This window comes from Arcobacter sp. 15-2 (assembly GCF_047159865.1).
Classification (GTDB): domain Bacteria; phylum Campylobacterota; class Campylobacteria; order Campylobacterales; family Arcobacteraceae; genus JAIOSF01.
Genome location: NZ_AP038804.1, coordinates 1,392,825 through 1,414,361 on the forward strand (window position 1 = coordinate 1,392,825; position 21,537 = coordinate 1,414,361).

A 21,537-nucleotide genomic window follows, 5' to 3' on the forward strand; every position below is an offset into this window, starting at 1 on the left:
ATATGAAAGCTGGTGTTTTTGATAGTGGGATAGGTGGATTAACTGTTGTAAAATCATTACTTGAACATAATCTTTTTGAAGAGATAATATATTTTGGAGACACAGCTCGAGTACCATACGGAGTTAAAGATAAGAATACGATTATTAGATATTCATTAGAAGCATTAGAGTTTTTTAAGAATTTTGAAGTTGATATCCTTATTGTAGCTTGTAATAGTGTGAGTGCATATGCCTTAGAAGAGTTGCGTGCTAATACTGATATCCCTGTTGTTGGTGTAATTGAATCTGGAGTGCAAGCTTTACTCAATAAGACTAAAACTAAAAAAGAAAATATTTTAGTAATCGGTACAAAAGCTACAATAAATTCCAATAAATATGAACAAGAACTCCATAAGTTAGATTTTGAAAATGTAAAGTCGCTGCAAACAGGGCTTTTTGTTCCTATTGTAGAAGAGGGACTTTATGATGGAACTATTTTAGATTCTACACTTGAGTATTATTTTAAAGATTTAAATAATATTGATTTAGTAATTCTTGGATGTACTCACTTCCCACTTATTGAAAAAAAAGTATCAAAATTTTTGAATAATGCCTTAACAATACATAGTGGAGATGCTATAGTAGAATATTTAAAAACAGAATATAATTGTAGTAATCATTTTGAAAATACAGAAATAAAATTTTTTGCATCTGAAAATCCTAGTGGATTGAAAAAAGTTGCAAAAGAATGGCTAAAGGGTTTAATCTAATGGAAAATAATTCAACACAGACAAGACAAGTACTAGCTTTAAAGTACAGACCAAAAAGGTTTGAAGATTTAATAGGTCAAGACTCAATTTCAACTACACTTAGTTTAGCATTAGATACAAACAGACTATCTCATGCATATTTATTGAGTGGATTAAGAGGAAGTGGAAAAACTTCAACAGCCCGTATTATGGCAAAAGCTTTAGTATGTATAAATGCACCCACTTCCAAACCTTGTGAAGTATGTCAAAGTTGTATAAGTGCAAATGAAAATAGACATTTAGACATTATAGAGATGGATGCTGCTTCAAATCGTGGAATTGATGACATTAAAGATCTTATAGAACATACAAAATATAAACCTACAAGTGCATTATACAAAGTTTTTATTATCGATGAAGTTCATATGCTTACAACTCAAGCATTTAATGCATTGCTTAAAACACTTGAAGAACCACCTGCTTTTGTTAAGTTTATATTAGCAACTACAGATCCTTTAAAATTACCAGCTACTATTTTAAGTCGTACTCAACATTTTAGATTCAAAAAAATATCAGATAAAAATATTATTCATCATTTAAGTCATATTTTAAATGTAGAAGAAGTAGAGTTTGAAACTTCTGCTTTGGAGATGCTCACACGAGCAGGTGAAGGAAGTTTAAGAGATACTTTGACATTAATGGATCAAGCGATTATCTATTCAAAAGGGATAATAACGAGTTCAACGGTTACTGATATGTTGGGGATGATAGATCCTCTTTTTATGGATACTATTTTTGATGTATTGTTAAAAAAAGGTGATATTCGACCGATTTTAGAGTCTTTGGAAAGTTATGAAGTGGGGCAAGTATTAGATGAAATGAGTATTTATTTAAAACAAAAAATGCTTTTAAATGATAGTAGATTTGAATTGTATTTATATGATAGATTTTTTAGAGTTATTGCAGATGCAAAACAATTATTAAATATGAATAGCGATAGTGGATTTGTTTTGATTTTAACATTTTCAAAAATGAAAGAAGCAATAAATTTAAAAACAATTGACGAAGTTATTGATGAAGTGAAAAATTTGAATAATGAATCAAAAGAAATTCTGTATCATGAAGAGAACGACAAGAAAGATATAGTAACAACGGAAATAGCACCCAATACAAACATTGAGACTAGAATAGAAAAAGAAAAACAGATAGTATCTATAGAAAATGAAGAAGAAGTAAAATATAAAAAACTTATTGAAATAATTTATGATAAAAGTTATGAACTAGGGGAATGTTTTGAAAATAGCTTTACATTTTCTTCTTATGAAAATAATATATTAAAGATAAATAGTACAGCACAAGGTGACTGTAAAGTAAAACTTTATAAAAATTTTGCTCATATAAAAACATTTGTTGCTCAGGTATATGGTAAAGATACACAATTAGATTTTGAAAAAATAGAAAAAGAACAATCTAAGGAAATGGCCAGGACAATACAACCAACAGTAGCGACTCCTGAGATAAATGAAATAAATGATGACATTGAGTTACCTATTGAACAACCATCAAGTTGTGTTGCTAGTATGAGTGCAGTTAAAAACCCTACTTTATCTCAAAGTGATGTCAATATTGATGATGTACTAAATTCAAAGATGACAAGTACAGCAATGAAGTTATTTCAGTCTCCTAACTCTCCAAGAGTAAAAAGTAAACTATAAGTTTACTCTTTACAAACCACACCTAAAAAAAGAATTCAAAAATTTAAACTTATTTTAAGAAAAAACTCTTGACAATAAAGAAAAAACCTATTATAATCCCATCCACAAAACAAGCAGACAAACGCAAAGAGATTTGAAGTTAAAAAGCTTAAAAAATGTATGATCTTTAAAAAATATAATGTTGATAAATAAATCAAGTTTAAAAGAATTATGAGAGTAATTTTTATAAACTAGATACAAGAAGAGTATTTATAGTTTACTATAAATATATAATCTTCGTCTATAAACTTAGAGTTTTAATTTTAAAACACTAATAATATAATTAAGTCTTTAAATAGACTTAGTGATTTTTAGGTAAATACTTAAAAGTCAAGATTAAACACCAAAGTATAAAAGCGTAAGCTTTTATACTTATTTATGGAGAGTTTGATCCTGGCTCAGAGTGAACGCTGGCGGCGTGCCTAACACATGCAAGTCGAACGAGAACGGATATTAGCTTGCTAATATTGTCAGCTAAGTGGCGCACGGGTGAGTAATATATAGTTAACCTGCCCCAAAGAAGAGAATAATTGTTGGAAACGACTTGTAATGCTCTATATGCCTTTATTACATAAGTAAGCAAGGGAAATATTTATAGCTTTGGGATGGGACTGTACGGTATCAGTTAGTTGGTGAGGTAATGGCTCACCAAGACAATGACGCCTAACTGGTTTGAGAGGATGATCAGTCACACTGGAACTGAGACACGGTCCAGACTCCTACGGGAGGCAGCAGTGGGGAATATTGCACAATGGAGGAAACTCTGATGCAGCAACGCCGCGTGGAGGATGACACATTTCGGTGCGTAAACTCCTTTTATATGAGAAGATAATGACGGTATCATATGAATAAGCACCGGCTAACTCCGTGCCAGCAGCCGCGGTAATACGGGGGGTGCAAGCGTTACTCGGAATCACTGGGCGTAAAGAGCATGTAGGCTGGTTTGTAAGTTGGAAGTGAAATCCTATGGCTTAACCATAGAACTGCTTCCAAAACTGCAGACCTAGAATATGGGAGAGGTAGATGGAATTTCTGGTGTAGGGGTAAAATCCGTAGAGATCAGAAGGAATACCGATTGCGAAGGCGATCTACTGGAACATTATTGACGCTGAGATGCGAAAGCGTGGGGAGCAAACAGGATTAGATACCCTGGTAGTCCACGCCCTAAACGATGCACACTAGTTGTTGCTATGCTAGACATAGCAGTAATGCAGTTAACACAGTAAGTGTGCCGCCTGGGGAGTACGGTCGCAAGATTAAAACTCAAAGGAATAGACGGGGACCCGCACAAGCGGTGGAGCATGTGGTTTAATTCGACGATACGCGAAGAACCTTACCTGGCCTTGACATAATAAGAATCTTTTAGAGATAGAAGAGTGCTAGTTTACTAGAGCTTATATACAGGTGCTGCACGGCTGTCGTCAGCTCGTGTCGTGAGATGTTGGGTTAAGTCCCGCAACGAGCGCAACCCTCGTGTTTAGTTACTAACAGTTCGGCTGAGGACTCTAGACAGACTGCCTGGGTAACCAGGAGGAAGGTGAGGACGACGTCAAGTCATCATGGCCCTTACGGCCAGGGCTACACACGTGCTACAATGGGGTATACAAAGAGCAGCGATACTGTGAAGTGGAGCAAATCTCATAAAATATCTCCCAGTTCGGATAGTAGTCTGCAACTCGACTACTTGAAGTTGGAATCGCTAGTAATCGTAGATCAGCAATGCTACGGTGAATACGTTCCCGGGTCTTGTACTCACCGCCCGTCACACCATGGGAATTGAATTCATTCGAAGCGGGGATGCTAAAATAGCTACCTTCCACAGTGGATTTAGTAACTAGGGTGAAGTCGTAACAAGGTAACCGTAGGAGAACCTGCGGTTGGATCACCTCCTTTCAAAGATATAATTAATCATTCGTTTGATTAATCATTAGAAAATAATAGATGGCTCAAAACCATTAAATTCAGTTAGCAAAGTCTAACTGGAGACGAAGAGTCTTGTATCTAGTTTATAAAGATTATAATAATCTTTAAATTATAAATATTTATTAACATATAGAAACTATATGCAATATGGGCCTATAGCTCAGCTGGCTAGAGCGCTCGACTGATAATCGTGAGGTCCCAGGTTCAAGTCCTGGTAGGCCCACCATATTACATCAAGATTATAAAAGTTAAATATAAGTACTTCAAAAAGTATTTATATTTGATTTTTAAGCACTAAAGTGCAATGCAGCGAGGAACTAAATTCCGAGTCGTAAAAAATCAAAGAGTTATTTTACAATTTACTGTTAAAGTCTTTATTTTTTCTAAGAAAGAAAATAAAAATACAATTTTATAATACTATTTAATTATATATAAATTATTATATTTAATAAGATAGTAGCTAAAGAATAATCATAACAACATAAGTGTTAAATCATATATTACTTGTAATATATGTATTTGAACTTTAATTTATCAAATAAGCTATTAAGGGCTAATGGTGGATGCCTAGACTATAAGAGGCGATGAAGGACGTACTAGACTGCGATAAGCATTGGGGAGCTGTCAAGAAGCTTTGATCCAGTGATTTCCGAATGGGACAACCCAGTATAATGAGAATTATATTATCTAGATTTATCTAGAGGCGAACTCAGGGAAGTGAAACATCTCAGTACCTGAAGGAAGAGAAATCAATTGAGATTCTGTTAGTAGCGGCGAGCGAAAACGGATTAGAGCGGTTATATTTAGCATATTAGTTAGTAGAAGTAGTTGGAATGCTACGCGATACAGAGTGAAAGCCTCGTATATGAAAACTTTTATGTGGAACTAAGATAATGAACGAGTAGGTCGGAACACGTGATATTTTGACTGAATATGGGGGGACCACCCTCCAACTCTAAATACTACTTATAGATCGATAGTGCACAAGTACCGTGAGGGAAAGGTGAAAAGTACCCCAGTGAGGGGAGTGAAATAGAACCTGAAACCATTAGCTTACAATCATTCGGAGCCCTATGTCTTGTACAGGGTGACGGACTGCCTTTTGCATAATGAGCCTGCGAGTTGTGGTATATGGCAAGGTTAAGTCAAGTACGAAGCCGTAGCGAAAGCGAGTGTGAATAGCGCGAATTAGTCATATGCTGCAGACCCGAAACGAAGTGATCTATCCATGAGCAGGTTGAAGCTGGTGTAAGAGCCAGTGGAGGACCGAACCGGTGTGCGTTGAAAAGTGCTCGGATGACTTGTGGATAGGGGTGAAAGGCCAATCAAACTTCGTGATAGCTGGTTCTCTCCGAAATATATTTAGGTATAGCGTCATGTAAATTAGAATAAAGGGGTAGAGCACTGAATGGGCTAGGGCTGCTTACCGCGGTACCAAACCCTATCAAACTTCGAATACTATATACTTTACCATGGCAGTCAGGCGTAGGGTGATAAAATCCTATGTCGAGAGGGGAACAACCCAGACTAACAGCTAAGGTCCCTAAGTCGTACTTAAGTGGAAAACGATGTGGAGTTACTGTGACAACCAGGAAGTTGGCTTAGAAGCAGCCATCTTTTAAAGAAAGCGTAACAGCTCACTGGTCTAGTGATTCTGCGCGGAAAATATAACGGGGCTAAAGTACGCACCGAAGCTTTAGATTACAGTTTACTGTAGTGGTAGGAGAGCGTTCTATTCAGCATTGAAGCCATACCGGTGAGGAGTGGTGGAGCGGATAGAAGTGAGCATGCAGGCATGAGTAGCGATAATTAAAGTGAGAATCTTTAACGCCGAAAACCCAAGGTTTCCTACGCGATGCTCGTCATCGTAGGGTTAGTCGGGTCCTAAGTCGAGTCCGAAAGGGGTAGACGATGGCAAATAGGTTAATATTCCTATACTTATAATAGAGCGTGATGTGGGGACGCATAGAGTTAATCGAGCTGGCTGATGGAATAGCTGGTCGAAGGATGTAGGTTGTAGCATAGGCAAATCCGTGCTACACTCGACCGAGATCTTACAGGCCGAACAAAATCTTCGGATAGCGTTTGGAATCGATGATACTGTCGTGCCAAGAAAAGCCACTAAGCATATCTATTATAACCCGTACCGTAAACCGACACAGGTAGGTGGGATGAGTATTCTAAGGCGCGTGGAAGAACCCTGGTTAAGGAACTCTGCAAACTAGCACCGTATCTTCGGTAGAAGGTGTGCCTACTTAGGTATTAGGGATTTACTCCCGAAAGCTTGAGAGGTTGCAACAAAGAGTCCCTCCCGACTGTTTACCAAAAACACAGCACTTTGCTAACTCGCAAGAGGATGTATAAGGTGTGACGCCTGCCCGGTGCTCGAAGGTTAATTGATGATGTCAGCGTAAGCGAAGCATTTGATCGAAGCCCGAGTAAACGGCGGCCGTAACTATAACGGTCCTAAGGTAGCGAAATTCCTTGTCGGTTAAATACCGACCTGCATGAATGGCGTAACGAGATGGGAGCTGTCTCAACCAGGGATCCAGTGAAATTGTAGTGGAGGTGAAAATTCCTCCTACCCGCGGAAAGACGGAAAGACCCCGTGCACCTTTACTATAGCTTTACACTGCTATTGGGATATTCATGTGCAGGATAGGTGGGAGACTATGATCTATGGACGCAAGTACATAGGGAGTCATCCTTGAGATACCACCCTTGAATATTCTGATAGCTAACTGGGAACAATTATCTTGTTTCAGGACAATGTATGGTGGGTAGTTTGACTGGGGCGGTCGCCTCCTAAAAAGTAACGGAGGCTTACAAAGGTTGGCTCAATCCGGTTGGAAATCGGATGTTGAGTATAATGGCATAAGCCAGCCTGACTGTAAGACATACATGTCGAGCAGAGACGAAAGTCGGTCATAGTGATCCGGTGGTTCTGTGTGGAAGGGCCATCGCTCAAAGGATAAAAGGTACGCCGGGGATAACAGGCTGATCTCCCCCAAGAGCTCACATCGACGGGGAGGTTTGGCACCTCGATGTCGGCTCATCGCATCCTGGGGCTGAAGCAGGTCCCAAGGGTATGGCTGTTCGCCATTTAAAGCGGTACGCGAGCTGGGTTCAGAACGTCGTGAGACAGTTCGGTCCCTATCTTCCGTGGGCGTAGGAAAGTTGAGGAGATTTGCCCCTAGTACGAGAGGACCGGGGTGAACGTAGCACTAGTGTACCAATTGTTCTGCCAAGAGCATCGTTGGGTAGCTACCTACGGATGAGATAAGAGCTGAAAGCATCTAAGCACGAAGCCAACTCCAAGATGAACTTTCCCTGAAGATCCCAGCAAGACTAGCTGGTTGATAGGATAGATGTGTAAGTGCAGTAATGCATTCAGCTGACTATTACTAATAGATCGTTTGGCTTATTTTTAAACTTATTCTTTAGTTTACTATCTTATTAAGTATAATAACTGATAAGTATTATAATCGTATTTTTATACAAAGACTTTAACTTTAATATTCTCAAATCAACATCTTAGATGTTGGTGGTTATTGAGAGGAGGTCATACCCAGTTCCATTTCGAACCTGGCAGTCAAGCTCCTCATCGCCGATAATACTGCAGGGTCCCCTTGTGGAAACGTAGGTCGCCGCCAACTTCTAAGATGTTTTTTTTTGCTCGTTTTTTCTATCTTCCTATTTTTTATTCTGTATCTTTCTTTTTCTTTTTCTTTATCTTTTTATTACTACTTCTTTATTGTTAGTTCATATTTGATGATGCTCTATTACTCTTTTAAGGTATTTGGAAGGTATTTGGAAGGTCTTTGGCTTTTGTTTGTTTAATGCTTTGATTTCTCAAGATTCAAAGCTGTTTGTACGCAGCCTTTTAGTGAGGTTATTTCTGAAATTATTGGTGTTATCTCAGAAGGAAGGTATTTTGCAGTTGTTTTACCTATACTTATTGCGGTGTAGCTTTTATCCCATTGGGATTATAAGAATGATATAAAGACTTATCTCTTTTGTTCTATGTTTCTACTAATAGATAGTACCAACCCAACAGCAATGGCTACACTTAACAAAGAACTTCCACCATAGCTTAAAAAAGGTACAGCAATACCTTTAATAGGAATAATTCCTGAGATACCGTAAGAATTGATTAAAAAAGCAATACTTATCATAAGCCCAATACCAATTGTAAACAGATGATACTTAGTATCGAGTATTCTTCTTGATGTACGAAATATTCTAAAAATAACTCCAAATAAAATTAAAAGAATAAATAAAAACCCTAAAAAACCTATCTCTTCTGTTATCCCAGCGAGTACAAAATCTGTATGGACTTCACTTAAAAAACCTAATTTTAAAGAACCATTTCCTAAACCTACCCCAAAAAAACCGCCATTGTTTATTGCATTTAGGGAGTGTCCTACTTGATATGGTTCTGGAAATTCTTTGATGCGCAGTGCTGTTGCTACAAAATCTGGCATGATAGATAAAACACTATCTTGTACCATACTCCACCAGCTTTTGATACGGATAATTCTATGAGGAAAAACTAATATAAGTGCAATAAGTCCGATTATTGCTATAGCAAATAAAGAAGCAAATACTTTCCAACTTCTGTTTGCAAAAATCAACATAATAAAAAGTGTTGTAGCAAGAAGTACAACTTGCCCCAAATCTTTCTGGAGTACAGCGATCATGAACACAACAAAACCAAATACAATAGCATAAGGTGCTAAAAGTTTTAGCTCCTCTTTAAAAGGTTGCTTACTTATGTCTGTTAGTTTTCTATGAAAAGACCAAGAAAGATAGTATATAAACCCAATTTTAAAAAACTCTACGGGTGAAAGTGAGATCCCTGGAAGTCTAATCCACCTTTTTGCTCCACCTGATTCTGTTACTAAAGATGATGGAAGAAATTGCATAATCACAATTAAAAATAAAAAGAAAATAAAAAGAAACCAACCAAGTTTAGGGATGAGAATATCTGGATTGATTTGTGCTAATGTCCACATAATAAGTATCGCCAACAAACCTGTAAATAATTGTCTATAAAAAAAATGAAATGGTTCATAATCCCAGTATATAACTGTATATATTGATAGTGAGTAGGAAAAAAGTATACTAATAATTATGAGCAATGAACTAAGATAAAATAATATGTAATCTGGTTGATTATCATCACTTAGGGATTTAATCTTTTTTTGGATAAAATTCATTTTTGGATTATACCAAACTTTTTACAAATATGGATGAATTATGTCTTTAAATAAACAACAATTATTAATTATGAAAAAGATATTACTCCTAATATCACTTATTCTCGTTGCTTTTCTCTTATTGATTTTTTCAATTTCCAAAACATCTAAAGAGAATAGAAATCTTCCATCGTTACAAGCTACAAAAAAAGACTTAGCAGTTCGTGGTGATATTTATAGTGCCGATAATTTTAAAATCGGTACTTCTCAAAAGATATTTTCTGCTTCTATTGATACTCGATGTTTAGATACAAACAAAACAGATTTGTTTGTGACGCTATTTTCTCTTTATAGCAATATTCCAAAATCAAAAATACTAAAAAAAATTTCTAAAAAGGGATATGTGATTATCTCTCGTACAATCAATCAGCGTGATGCAAAAGAGCTTAAGTCACTTGCTTACAAATTGAGACGACTCGATGTCTTTAAATCTATCAAACTAAACGGTAGAACGGTGTTATATGGTCTAAATATATATGAAACAGGAGAAGAGAGACTTTATCCATATAAAGATAGTTTGACCCCTGTTATTGGATTTATTAAAAAAGACAACAAAACCAATGGTACGCAAAAAGTAATAGGTGTCAATGGTTTAGAAAAAGCTTTCGACAAGCTCCTTAATAACACAGAAGATGGTGTATTAAGAGGTGAAAGAGACATATTGTCTTATATATTGTTTAACAAAAACTCTGAAATCATTAAAAGAGAAGATGGTGCAGATATCAAACTCACTATACCTCTGAAATTGCAAAGAAATATTGAGCTTATGCTAGATCGATACAAAGAAAAGCTCCAAGCAAAAGAGATCATTGTTTCAGTGATGGATAGTAAAACAGGAAAAATTTTATCTTTAGCATCATCAAATAGATACAATCCTCAAAAAATTAGACAAGAAGATATTGAAGACTTAAGAATAAATGCGATTGAATACAACTTTGAACCAGGTTCTATCATAAAACCTCTGGCAATCTCTTTGGCTATGGATAAAGGACTGATAAAAGAAAACGAACTGTTCTTTGCACACAATAAGGGGAAAAGAAATAAAAAAGGTCAATTTCCACGCGGAAAATATAAGATAAAAAGACACACCATACACGATGATCATCGATTTGATAAAAACTATTTAACACTCGAAGATATAGTTATTTTTTCTAGTAACATAGGAACTCTTATGATAGCAAACAGACTAACTGCACAAGAGTTTTATGATGGATATAAAAGGTTTGGTTTGTCTGTGAAAACAGGTATTGATCTTCCTTATGAAGCCAGAGGTATTATCCATAAACTCTACCAATACAGAGCAGGGGAAGATAAAAATGAAGACAATATCTTCAAAGCTACTGATTCTTATGGTCATGGTATCACAACAACTTTTATGCAAGTTTTAAAAGCATATTCAGTCTTTAACAACGATGGAAAAATTGTCACCCCTTATTTAGTTCAAGGAGATAAAGGGATTCAATCAACTCAAGTTATTTCTAAAAAAGTTGCAAATGAGATGAAAGAGTATCTAGTAAAAACAGTTGAAGATGGAACTGGTAAAAAAACGAAGATTGAGGGTATTGAGATAGGTGGAAAAACCGGAACTGCCAACATAGTTGAAAATGGGAAATATCAAAGAAAATATATGAGTAGTTTTTTTGGATTTGCCAATGACAAGAAAAATCGATACACAATAGGTGTAACAGTAAATGAACCAGTTAGTCGAGGAAAGTACTGGTATTATTACTATGCATCACAATCTGCTGTTCCTGTATTTAAGGAGATTACAAAAATCTTACTGAAACTAAACTACTTGGAAGTTGAAAAAACAAACTAAAATCTATATCCTAATGATAATGAGTATCAATTTAAGTATTAATTAAGAAGAGTTTTTGTATTCTTCTTAAGTGATAATAATTATTAATATTAAAAAAATAAAAGGTATATGATGAGTTTTAATGAATGCACAAAATTGTTCTCAAATTTTGATACAAGTGTATCTTTAGAGAATAAGTTTTTTCACTTTGTTTATAATAAAATCAATAAAAACACAAAAAACAGATTTGTTGAAAGAGGTGAAAACTCGATTGATATCATCCCTTCAAATGATGAATCAATAAGAGTGATACCTATTTTTAAAAATATGGATAAAAACAATCTTATGCTAGATACAGAGATAGCAATCGCTAGCAAAATCATAGAAGATGGTGAGATGAAGTGTATATACTTTGTATATCCCAAAAATGAAAATTTTGATAAACATATACAAATAAAAGTCACAAGTCTAGAAAACGCCTGTAGCGATTATATGATAAAAATAATTCCATATTCGCTAAGAGATTTATATAAAAAAGGGATAAAAAATGAAAACTGCAATATATTATGCAAGTAATACCGGAAATACCGAGTATATTGCACAAAAAATTTCAAAACAATTAGGAGATATTGCTCTTGTTGATATAGCTGTCGATGGAATATCATCAATGCAAGAGAACGATAAATTGATTTTAGGTCTTTCGACTTGGGGAGATGGAGAACTTCAAGACGAATGGGATGAAGTTTGGGAAGAGTTAAAAAGTATGGACTTTTCTGATAAAACTATAGCTTTATTTGGTTTAGGAGATCAAGAAGACTATGCTTACAACTATTCAGATGCGATGGGTATTGCGTATGAAGAGTTAGAAAATAGTGGTGCTAAAATTATTGGAAAAACAGTAGTTACTGATGAGTATTGCTACGAAGAATCACGAGCAGTAGTTGATGGTGAATTTGTAGGTTTGGCAATTGATGAAGATAACCAATCAGAGCTTACAGATGAGAGGGTAACAAACTGGTGTGAGAGTATAAAAAAAGATATTTTATAAAGGTTTACAATGTCACAAAAAATTATTGATGAGATTAATAGATACAGTTGTTTTCAATTTGATAGTACACAAAATAGAATCATAAATCTAAAATCGCAAGAAAACACAAACATAGATGAGTTTTTGGGTATTCAGTTTATGTTGGACAGTAACAGAGTACTTCATAAATTTGAAGAAAATTTTGAGATACAAATCATGAGATAAAAGAGGTTCCTCCCTCTTTCTCTATTTTTAAAGAAGTCTTGTAAGAAAATCTTTTGACTTACACTTAAGACAGTTTTTTATAGTACATATAAAATAATTTTGGCATATAATTATTTTAGAATACAAGGCTTCTTTAAGAATAGTAAAGCTACTCCTCGACTATTTCCTCCTCTTACTTTTAATCTAAAATATAAAAAAGTATGCTATTATTTCAAAAAATGAAAATACTTAATTCTAAAGGTAAATTGGATTGGACAATAATTTATATAAACAATATGTAGAGTTACAAGTACTAGAAGCACTTGCAAAAAATAGAACACAAAAGTCGATAGCCGACGAACTTGCCATAGCTCTTGGCAAAGTAAATTACATAGCAAAAGCACTTATTCAAAAAGGTTACATAAAAGCTGGTAACTTCGTCAACGCAGAAGATAAAACTAAGTATAAATACCTTCTGACAGATGAAGGGCTTCAACAAAAAATAGCAATCACAAAAAAATTTATCAAAATAAAAAAAGCCGAATATGAAAAAATGCAAGAAGAACTTGATAGATATGAAAGCACAGTTAAGTAAAATGGAGAAATCACAAGTGAAAAATAATACAAAATACAAAATCGCCATAGCCGGTACAGGATATGTAGGTCTATCAAACGGTGTACTTCTATCACAACACAATGAAGTAGTAGCATTAGATATCATAGCTTCTAAAGTTGAACTTTTAAATAATAAAAAATCCCCAATAGAAGATAAAGAGATAAGCGAATATCTACAAAAAGATAGTTTAAATTTTCGAGCAACGCTAGACAAAAAAGAAGCATACGAAAATGCAGACTTTGTGATCATCTCAACACCTACAGACTACGATCCCCAAACAAACTACTTCAACACAAAATCTATAGAGTATGTCATAGCAGATGTTTTAGAGATAAATCCAAATACAACAATGGTGATTAAAAGTACAGTACCAGTAGGATATACAAAAGAGATAAATAAAAAGTTTGATACTACAAATATCATCTTTAGCCCAGAGTTTTTAAGAGAAGGGTTGGCACTACAAGACAACCTTTATCCAAGTAGAATCATCGTAGGTGAAAAGTCAAAAAGAGCAGAACTATTTGCAAGCCTTTTAGCACAAGGAGCAAAAAAAGAAAATATAGATATCCTTTTTACAGACTCAACAGAAGCAGAAGCAGTAAAACTGTTCTCAAATACATACTTAGCTATGAGAGTAGCATACTTCAATGAGCTAGATTCATACGCCCAAACGCATAATCTCGATACAAAACAGATCATAGAAGGTGTAGGACTAGATCCAAGAATTGGTACGCACTACAACAACCCAAGCTTTGGGTATGGTGGATACTGTTTACCAAAAGATACAAAACAACTAAGAGCAAACTACCAAGATGTACCAAGTAGTATAATTGGGGCAATCGTAGAGAGTAATAGCACAAGAAAAGATTTTATAGCAGATAGTGTGATGAGAAAACTTGAACTCACTCCTGCAAACCCAAATAATATCCACACATCAAAAAAAGTAGGGATATTTAGACTTACGATGAAAAGTGGTTCAGATAACTTTAGAAGCTCAGCTATACAAGGTATCATGAAGCGTATCAAAGCCAAAGGTATAGAGGTAGTGATCTATGAACCGGTACTAGAAGAAGAAACATTTTTTAATAGTAAAGTGATCAAAGATTTTGAAGAGTTTAAATCTATATCAGATGTGATCATTGCTAATAGATTAGAAGAGTGTATGTTGGATGTGAAAGAAAAAGTATATACAAGAGATATATTTAATAGTGATAATTAAGAAGGAAATAATTTGAAAATTTTGGTAACAGGAACAGCAGGCTTCATAGGTTTCCACCTAGCAAAAAAACTACTTGAACTTGGTCATGAAGTAGTAGGATATGATAATATCAATGACTACTATGATATAAACCTTAAATATGCAAGACTAAATGAGCTAGGGATAAAACAAAATGAAGTAAAAGAAAATGTGCTAGTACAATCTTCTCTTTATCCTAAACATAAATTTATAAAAGCAAATCTTGAAAATGCAGAAGTGATGAACAATCTTTTTGAAACTGAAAAGTTTGATGCAGTATGTAACCTTGCAGCTCAAGCAGGTGTACGCTACTCTATAGAAAATCCACATGCGTATATCCAGTCAAATGTAGTAGGCTTTATGAATATCCTTGAAGCGTGCAGAAACTATGGTGTAAAAAATCTAGCCTATGCAAGTAGTTCAAGTGTATACGGTACAAACACATCCCAACCATTCAAAACTACAGATATGACAGATACCCCAGTATCACTCTACGCAGCAACGAAAAAATCAAACGAACTCATGGCACATACTTATAGCCACCTTTATGGTATCAAAACGACAGGACTACGCTTTTTTACAGTATATGGACCATGGGGTAGACCAGACATGGCACCGATGCTTTTTACTAGTGCCATCACAGAAGACAGACCCATAAAAGTATTTAACAACGGAGAGATGAGCAGAGATTTTACCTACATAGATGACATCGTAGATGGAATAATCAAAGTTCTAAACGACCAACCATCTACTACACCGTACAAAGTGTACAACATAGGAAACAACGCTCCAGTGAGTTTGATGGAGTTTATAGAAACAATCGAAAACAGTATAGGGAAAAAAGCAGAAAAAAACTTCATGCCTATGCAAGATGGTGATGTAGTTTCAACCTATGCAGATGTAAGTGGACTGATGAATGACTTTGGATATAAGCCTGATACTGATTTAAAAGATGGTATTGAACAGTTTGTGAAGTGGTATAAAGAGTTTTATCTGAATAAGGCTAAAAACTAATGTCTATTCTTATCACTGGAGGAGCTGGATATATAGGAAGTCATACTTTAGTTGAACTTGCTAAAGCAAGCTATGATTTTATAGTATATGATAACCTATCTAATTCATCTGTTGAGTCTATTAAAAGAGTTGAAAAAATAGTAGGTCAAACCATCTCGTTTATACATGGTGATATAAGAGATACAGATACTTTAAAAAAAGTATTTACAAACCATCAAATAGACTCTGTGATTCACTTTGCAGGACTCAAAGCAGTAGGTAAGTCTGTACAAAACCCACTTGACTACTATGATAACAATATAGTAGGAACCCTAAGACTTCTTGAAGTGATGGAAGAGTTTGATTGTAAAAAGATAGTTTTTTCAAGTTCGGCTACAGTTTATGGTGACCCTAAAACTACACCTATAAAAGAAGATTTTCCTATAGGTGCAACTACAAACCCTTATGGTACTAGTAAATATATGATAGAAAGAATACTAAAAGATTTATATATATCAAACAACTCTTTCAAGATAGCCATTTTACGATACTTCAATCCAGTAGGTGCACACGAAAGTGGCATAATAGGAGAAGACCCAAACGGTGTACCAAATAACCTTATGCCTTTCATAGCTCAAACAGCAGTAGGAAAAAGAGAGTTTTTAAGTGTATTTGGCGATGATTACGACACAAAAGATGGCACAGGTGTACGAGACTATATCCATGTAACAGATCTAGCAACTGCTCATGTAAAAGCGATTGACTATCTTAACTCACAAGGCACAACCCACAATCCACTAATCACAAACATAGGTACAGGAAATGGCTATAGTGTACTAGATATGATAAAAGCATTTGAAAAAGCAAGTGCTAAAAAAGTGCCATACAAAATAGTGCCTAAAAGAGCAGGGGATATCGCAGTTTGTTATGCAGATGCAAGTTGTGCAAAAGAGGTATTAGACTGGCAAGCTACAAGAGATTTGGAAACTATGTGTAAAGACTCTTGGAATTGGCAGAGTAATAATCCAAATGGCTATAATGGAGAAAATATATGACAAACATAATCTTATGCGGAGGAAATGGGACAAGACTATGGCCAATCAGCCGAACACTTATGCCAAAACAATTTGTAAAACTATTTGATGATAAATCACTATTTCAACTTACAGTTGAAAGAAACTCAAAGGTATGTGATAGTCAATTTATAGTATCAAATGCGGAGCAATACTTTCTTTCTGTTGACCAACTTGAGGAATTAAATGAAATAAATAATAAATACTTATTAGAACCAGTAGGGAGGAATACCGCTCCTGCTATTACTTTAGCTTGTTTATCACTTGACCCACAAGAGTTAGTACTAGTTACTCCATCTGATCATCTAATAAAAAATGAATCAGAATATGAAAAAGTACTAAATCAAGCAAAAGAGTTAGCAACAGAAGATAATTTAGTAACATTTGGTATAACACCAACATGTCCCGAAACTGGCTTTGGATACATAGAATTACAAGGTGAATATGTAGCAAAAGCTTTTCATGAAAAACCAAATCTATCTACTGCACAAAGCTATTTAGATGCTGGAAATTACTATTGGAATAGCGGTATGTTTTTATTTAAATCAGGTGTTTTTTTAGAGGAACTTCAAAAATACTCACCTGCTATTTATGAAGCTTCATTAGAAGCATTTAAAAATGCTGATCAAGACACTCTTATAAGAATCAAACATGATGATATGGAAAACATTCCAGAAGATTCTATAGATTATGCCGTGATGGAAAAATCGAATAAAGTAAAAGTAATACCTTCAGATATAGATTGGAGTGATGTAGGTAGCTTTGATGCTCTAAGTGAAGAGTTACAAAATGACAATAATAACAATTTAATAATATCAAATAAAAAAGTAGCAACTATTGATGTAGAAGATTTAATAATTGTAGATACAGATGATGCCCTCTTAATCTCAAAAAAAGGTTCAACTCAAAAAGTAAAAGATATAGTAAGTGATTTAAAAATTCAGAATTCAAAATTAACAACTGAACATTCAACAGTACATAGACCATGGGGAACATATACAGTTTTAGAAGATACTCCCGGTTATAAAATAAAACGAATAGAAGTAAAAGCAGGTAAAAGATTATCTTTACAAAAACATTTCCATAGAAGTGAACATTGGATAGTAGTGTCAGGAACAGCAACCGTAACAGTTGGAGAAAGTACAAAGCTCGTGCGACCAAATGAATCTACATATATAAAAATGGGTGAAATTCATAGACTAGAAAATCAAGGTAAAATATCTGTCGTACTTATAGAAGCACAAGTAGGTGAATATACTGGCGAAGATGATATTGTTAGACTTGATGATGATTATCAAAGAAAGGAACAATAAATGAAAGGTATAGTTTTAGCAGGAGGATCAGGCACACGGTTGTATCCTATAACAAGAGGAATAAGTAAGCAATTAGTCCCAATATATGATAAACCTATGATTTATTATCCTCTTTCTGTATTAATGTTGGCAGGAATTAAAGATATTCTTATTATATCTACCCCTTATGATTTACCAAGATTTGAAGAGCTGTTAGGTAATGGAGAAGAATTAGGTATAAATATATCGTATGAAGTTCAGCCTTCGCCAGATGGTCTTGCACAGTCATTTATTATTGGAGAAAATTTTATTGGTAATGATGATGTTTGTTTGATACTTGGTGATAATATTTTTTATGGTCAAGGATTTTCTAATTTATTAAAAGAAAGTATTGATACAGTTAAAAAATATAATAAATCAGTAGTATTTGGTTATCAAGTAAATGATCCACAACGATATGGAGTAGTTGAATTTGATGAATATAAAAATGTACTAAGTATAGAAGAAAAGCCCGAAAATCCAAAAAGTGATTATGCTTTGGTTGGACTATATTTCTTTACTAAAGAAGTTGTACAAATAGCAAAAGATGTTAAACCATCCAATCGTGGTGAGCTTGAGATCACATCAGTAATGGAAGAATATTTAAATCAAGATAGGTTAAATGTTGAGTTATTTGGTAGGGGATTTGCATGGTTAGATACAGGTACGCACGAGTCACTACTTGAAGCTAGTAATTTTATAGAAGTTATTGAAAAAAGACAAAGTTTAAAAATCGCTTGTTTAGAAGAGATAGCTTATGAGATGGGATATATTTCAAAAGAAGAACTTCTTGTTTTGGCAGAACCATTGAAAAAAAACAAATATGGACAATACCTTATTAGTAGAGCAAAAAAAGGAAGAAAATTTTAATGAAGTTTACACGAACGGATATTTCAGATGTAGTTATTTGTGAACCTATAATACATGGAGATAGTAGGGGATACTTTGTAGAAACTTTTAGGCAAGATAAACTTGAAGAGTTTCTAGGATACAAAATGGATTTTTGTCAAGATAATGAATCTAAATCTTCTAAAGGGGTTTTAAGAGGGTTGCATTATCAATTAGCACCTGCAGCACAAACAAAACTTGTAAGAGTGATACAAGGTAGTGTCTTAGATGTGGCTGTTGATATTAGAAAAAATTCTCCTACTTTTGGACAACATGTAGCTGTAAAGCTTACAAGTGACAATAAAAAACAACTATTAGTTCCTAGAGGTTTTGCTCATGGCTTTGTAGTCCTTGAAGATGATACAACTTTTGCATATAAAGTAGATAACTACTATAGCCCACAAAATGATAGAGGGATTGCTTCTGATGATATTGATCTAAATATTGATTGGATTTTAAACAAAGATGAATTAAATCTATCTGATAAAGACAAAGTACAGCCATTACTAAAAGATACAAATGATTTATTTGAATATGGAGTCGATTTATATGAATAATATTTTACTTACAGGCTGTGCAGGATTTATAGGGAGTAATTTTGTACCATATTTTTTAGAAAAATATGAAAACTACAATATAGTAAACCTAGACATACTAACTTATGCTGGAGATTTAGAAAACCTAAAAGAGTGCGAATCAAATCCTAGATATAGGTTTATCAAAGGCGATATTTGTAATCGTGAATTAGTTGAGTTTATATTTAAAGAGTATGACATACAAGGTGTTGTTCACTTTGCAGCTGAAAGCCATGTAGATAACAGTATCAAAAACCCTGGAATATTTGTAGAAACAAATGTAAATGGTACATTTACACTTTTAGATGTAGCAAGAGCATACTGGATGGAGAAACCATTTAGTTATAAAGCTAATTACGAAGATTGTAGATTTCATCATATTTCAACTGATGAAGTATATGGTACATTAAATGAAACAGATTTATTTACTGAATCAACTCCTTATGCACCTAACTCTCCATATAGTGCGTCTAAAGCTTCTAGTGATATGATAGTAAGATCTTATCGAGAAACATATGGAATGAACACGGTTATAACAAACTGTTCAAATAACTATGGACCTAAACAACATGATGAAAAACTCATACCTACTATTATCAGAAAAGCATTAACTTGTGAAGTAATTCCCATTTATGGAGATGGTAAAAATATCAGAGATTGGCTTTATGTATTAGATCATTGTAAAGGGATAGATTTAGTTTATCATGACGGAATAGCTGGAGAAACATATAACATAGGTGGAAGAAATGAAAGAGACAATAACTATATAGCAAATAAAATATGTGAAATACTAGATGAAGTAAAACCTATGAGTTATCAAAACTCTTCTTTACAATTAACTTCTTATAAAGAATTGATAACATATGTAGAGGATAGAGCTGGTCATGATAGAAGATATGCAATAGATGCTTCAAAGCTAGAAAATAAACTTGGATGGAAAGCTGAAGAGAATTTTGAAAGTGGGATTTTAAAAACTATTAATTGGTATATAGAAAAATATAAAAAGGAAAATATATAAAATGAAAAAAATACAAGTATTAAAACCACATTATAGAATAAATGAGTGTTTAGAACAAATGAAAGAGTGTCTTGATATTGGATGGACTGGCATGGGATTTAAAACTGTAGAGTTTGAAGATGCTTGGAAAGAATATACAGGACTTTCAAATGCTCACTTTATAAATAGTGCTACATCTGGACTACATATGGCTGTAAAACTTTTAAAAGAAGAATATAAGTGGCAAGATGGTGATGAGATTATATCTACATCATTTACTTTTGTATCAACAAACCATGCCATTAAATATGAAAATTTAACTCCTGTTTTTGCTGATATTGATGAATCATTATGTTTGAATCCTCAAGAAGTTAAAAGTAAAATTACAAATAAAACAAAAGCGATTATGTTTGTAGGTTTGGGTGGAAATAGTGCAAATCTATTAGAAATTATAAAAATAGCAAGAGATAATAATTTGAAAATTATATTAGATGCTGCACATATGGCAGGAAGTAAAATAGATAGTCGTCATGTTGGTTTTGATGTGGATGTTACTGTGTTTTCATTTCAGGCAGTTAAAAATCTTCCAACTGCTGATGGTGGTATGATATGCTTTAATGATGACACTTTAGATAAAAAAGCGAGACAGTTAAGTTGGCTAGGGATAAATAAAGATACTTTCCAAAGATCAAATCAAGGGTCTTATAAGTGGGACTATAATGTAGCAGAAGTAGGCTATAAGTATCATGGTAATTCAATCATGGCTTCGCTTGGACTGGTAGCATTAAAGTATCTAGATGAAGATAATAACTATAGAAAAAAAATAGCAGATGAATATATCAAAAATCTTGATGGAAAGATACAGTATATAAAACACAATGATGGAACTTCAAGACATGTATTTCAAGTGCTAGTAGAAAATAGAGAAGAAGTTATAGAGTTTCTTACACAAAATGGTATTTTCCCAGGTGTACACTATAGAGATAATATGGAATATCCGCCATATAAAGGGGAACTACTTAAAAATGTGCAGTACTATTCAAATAGAATATTAAGTTTACCACTTCATCTTGAGATGAATATGGATGATGTAAAGTTTATATCTGAAAAATTAATAGAAGTATCAAGGTAAAAG

Annotated in this window: 16 protein-coding genes, 1 tRNA gene and 3 rRNA genes; 19 read left to right on the top strand and 1 reads right to left on the bottom strand. The window is 34.0% G+C overall.

What is annotated here, in order from left to right:
- The first annotated feature begins 2 nt into the window (after positions 1-2).
- The 6 genes from murI to rrf all read left to right on the top strand — a co-directional run bounded on the left by murI (position 3) and on the right by rrf (position 8,061).
- Entirely contained in the window at positions 3-749 is a 747-nt protein-coding gene (gene murI, locus ACMCMH_RS07445) for a glutamate racemase (protein WP_412724163.1), read from the top strand.
- Positions 749-2,443: a DNA polymerase III subunit gamma/tau gene (locus ACMCMH_RS07450; RefSeq protein ID WP_412724165.1), complete on the top strand. Its 1,695-nt coding sequence runs from the start codon at positions 749-751 to the stop codon at positions 2,441-2,443. The genes murI and ACMCMH_RS07450 overlap by 1 nt, the downstream gene beginning before the upstream one ends.
- Before the next feature lie 414 nt (positions 2,444-2,857).
- Positions 2,858-4,375: ribosomal RNA gene (locus ACMCMH_RS07455) — 16S ribosomal RNA — on the top strand.
- A 179-nt stretch (positions 4,376-4,554) separates the two neighbouring features.
- A tRNA-Ile gene (locus ACMCMH_RS07460) sits at positions 4,555-4,631 on the top strand.
- 310 nt (positions 4,632-4,941) lie between these two features.
- Positions 4,942-7,834, top strand: a 23S ribosomal RNA gene (locus ACMCMH_RS07465).
- A 111-nt stretch (positions 7,835-7,945) separates the two neighbouring features.
- A 5S ribosomal RNA gene (gene rrf / locus ACMCMH_RS07470) occupies positions 7,946-8,061 on the top strand.
- Together the 16S, 23S and 5S rRNA genes with 1 tRNA gene alongside form the textbook arrangement of a ribosomal RNA operon.
- Positions 8,062-8,412: 351 nt before the next feature.
- Here the strand turns inward: rrf and ACMCMH_RS07475 are convergent.
- Complete coding sequence (locus ACMCMH_RS07475; protein WP_412724167.1) at positions 8,413-9,624, bottom strand: FtsW/RodA/SpoVE family cell cycle protein; 1,212 nt, start codon at positions 9,622-9,624, stop codon at positions 8,413-8,415.
- A 40-nt stretch (positions 9,625-9,664) separates the two neighbouring features.
- Between ACMCMH_RS07475 and ACMCMH_RS07480 the strand changes: the two genes are divergently transcribed.
- From ACMCMH_RS07480 to ACMCMH_RS07540, 13 genes are all read left to right on the top strand, one after another.
- Positions 9,665-11,482: a peptidoglycan D,D-transpeptidase FtsI family protein gene (locus tag ACMCMH_RS07480; protein ID WP_412724169.1), complete on the top strand. Its 1,818-nt coding sequence runs from the start codon at positions 9,665-9,667 to the stop codon at positions 11,480-11,482.
- A gap of 111 nt (positions 11,483-11,593) precedes the next feature.
- On the top strand, positions 11,594-12,037 hold the full coding sequence (locus tag ACMCMH_RS07485) for a hypothetical protein (protein WP_412724171.1): 444 nt from the start codon (positions 11,594-11,596) through the stop codon (positions 12,035-12,037).
- On the top strand, positions 12,009-12,509 hold the full coding sequence (locus ACMCMH_RS07490; protein WP_412724173.1) for a flavodoxin: 501 nt from the start codon (positions 12,009-12,011) through the stop codon (positions 12,507-12,509). The genes ACMCMH_RS07485 and ACMCMH_RS07490 overlap by 29 nt, the downstream gene beginning before the upstream one ends.
- A gap of 9 nt (positions 12,510-12,518) precedes the next feature.
- The gene (locus ACMCMH_RS07495) at positions 12,519-12,713 is read left to right on the top strand and encodes a hypothetical protein (protein WP_412724175.1); all 195 of its coding nucleotides are present in this window, start codon (positions 12,519-12,521) and stop codon (positions 12,711-12,713) included.
- Positions 12,714-12,963: 250 nt separating this feature from the next.
- Entirely contained in the window at positions 12,964-13,287 is a 324-nt protein-coding gene (locus ACMCMH_RS07500; protein WP_412724177.1) for a MarR family EPS-associated transcriptional regulator, read from the top strand.
- Positions 13,268-14,527 (top strand): nucleotide sugar dehydrogenase, encoded by a 1,260-nt coding sequence (locus ACMCMH_RS07505; RefSeq protein ID WP_412724179.1) that lies wholly within the window; start codon positions 13,268-13,270, stop codon positions 14,525-14,527. Before ACMCMH_RS07500 ends, ACMCMH_RS07505 begins: the two co-directional genes overlap by 20 nt.
- A gap of 12 nt (positions 14,528-14,539) precedes the next feature.
- Positions 14,540-15,559 carry an NAD-dependent epimerase gene (locus tag ACMCMH_RS07510; protein WP_412724181.1) on the top strand — a complete coding sequence of 340 codons (1,020 nt, stop codon included), beginning with the start codon at positions 14,540-14,542 and terminating at the stop codon, positions 15,557-15,559.
- The gene (gene galE, locus ACMCMH_RS07515; RefSeq protein WP_412724183.1) at positions 15,559-16,593 is read left to right on the top strand and encodes a UDP-glucose 4-epimerase GalE; all 1,035 of its coding nucleotides are present in this window, start codon (positions 15,559-15,561) and stop codon (positions 16,591-16,593) included. The genes ACMCMH_RS07510 and galE overlap by 1 nt, the downstream gene beginning before the upstream one ends.
- Positions 16,590-17,924 carry a mannose-1-phosphate guanylyltransferase/mannose-6-phosphate isomerase gene (locus ACMCMH_RS07520; RefSeq protein WP_412724185.1) on the top strand — a complete coding sequence of 445 codons (1,335 nt, stop codon included), beginning with the start codon at positions 16,590-16,592 and terminating at the stop codon, positions 17,922-17,924. The genes galE and ACMCMH_RS07520 overlap by 4 nt, the downstream gene beginning before the upstream one ends.
- The gene (gene rfbA / locus ACMCMH_RS07525) at positions 17,925-18,812 is read left to right on the top strand and encodes a glucose-1-phosphate thymidylyltransferase RfbA (protein ID WP_412724187.1); all 888 of its coding nucleotides are present in this window, start codon (positions 17,925-17,927) and stop codon (positions 18,810-18,812) included. It abuts the gene before it with no gap.
- Entirely contained in the window at positions 18,812-19,387 is a 576-nt protein-coding gene (gene rfbC, locus ACMCMH_RS07530; protein ID WP_412724189.1) for a dTDP-4-dehydrorhamnose 3,5-epimerase, read from the top strand. Before rfbA ends, rfbC begins: the two co-directional genes overlap by 1 nt.
- Complete coding sequence (gene rfbB / locus ACMCMH_RS07535) at positions 19,380-20,423, top strand: dTDP-glucose 4,6-dehydratase (protein WP_412724191.1); 1,044 nt, start codon at positions 19,380-19,382, stop codon at positions 20,421-20,423. Before rfbC ends, rfbB begins: the two co-directional genes overlap by 8 nt.
- A 1-nt stretch (position 20,424) precedes the next feature.
- On the top strand, positions 20,425-21,534 hold the full coding sequence (locus ACMCMH_RS07540) for a DegT/DnrJ/EryC1/StrS family aminotransferase (protein WP_412724193.1): 1,110 nt from the start codon (positions 20,425-20,427) through the stop codon (positions 21,532-21,534).
- Positions 21,535-21,537 lie beyond the last annotated feature (3 nt).

Excerpts from the sequence above, each read along its gene's own strand:
- murI (WP_412724163.1), top strand. The coding sequence starts at position 3 with ATGAAAGCTGGTGTTTTTGATAGTGGGATAGGTGGATTAACTGTTGTA.
- ACMCMH_RS07450 (WP_412724165.1), top strand. The coding sequence starts at position 749 with ATGGAAAATAATTCAACACAGACAAGACAAGTACTAGCTTTAAAGTAC.
- ACMCMH_RS07475 (WP_412724167.1), bottom strand. The coding sequence starts at position 9,624 with ATGAATTTTATCCAAAAAAAGATTAAATCCCTAAGTGATGATAATCAA.
- ACMCMH_RS07480 (WP_412724169.1), top strand. The coding sequence starts at position 9,665 with ATGTCTTTAAATAAACAACAATTATTAATTATGAAAAAGATATTACTC.
- ACMCMH_RS07485 (WP_412724171.1), top strand. The coding sequence starts at position 11,594 with ATGAGTTTTAATGAATGCACAAAATTGTTCTCAAATTTTGATACAAGT.
- ACMCMH_RS07490 (WP_412724173.1), top strand. The coding sequence starts at position 12,009 with ATGAAAACTGCAATATATTATGCAAGTAATACCGGAAATACCGAGTAT.
- ACMCMH_RS07495 (WP_412724175.1), top strand. The coding sequence starts at position 12,519 with ATGTCACAAAAAATTATTGATGAGATTAATAGATACAGTTGTTTTCAA.
- ACMCMH_RS07505 (WP_412724179.1), top strand. The coding sequence starts at position 13,268 with ATGAAAGCACAGTTAAGTAAAATGGAGAAATCACAAGTGAAAAATAAT.
- galE (WP_412724183.1), top strand. The coding sequence starts at position 15,559 with ATGTCTATTCTTATCACTGGAGGAGCTGGATATATAGGAAGTCATACT.
- ACMCMH_RS07520 (WP_412724185.1), top strand. The coding sequence starts at position 16,590 with ATGACAAACATAATCTTATGCGGAGGAAATGGGACAAGACTATGGCCA.
- rfbA (WP_412724187.1), top strand. The coding sequence starts at position 17,925 with ATGAAAGGTATAGTTTTAGCAGGAGGATCAGGCACACGGTTGTATCCT.
- rfbC (WP_412724189.1), top strand. The coding sequence starts at position 18,812 with ATGAAGTTTACACGAACGGATATTTCAGATGTAGTTATTTGTGAACCT.
- rfbB (WP_412724191.1), top strand. The coding sequence starts at position 19,380 with ATGAATAATATTTTACTTACAGGCTGTGCAGGATTTATAGGGAGTAAT.
- ACMCMH_RS07540 (WP_412724193.1), top strand. The coding sequence starts at position 20,425 with ATGAAAAAAATACAAGTATTAAAACCACATTATAGAATAAATGAGTGT.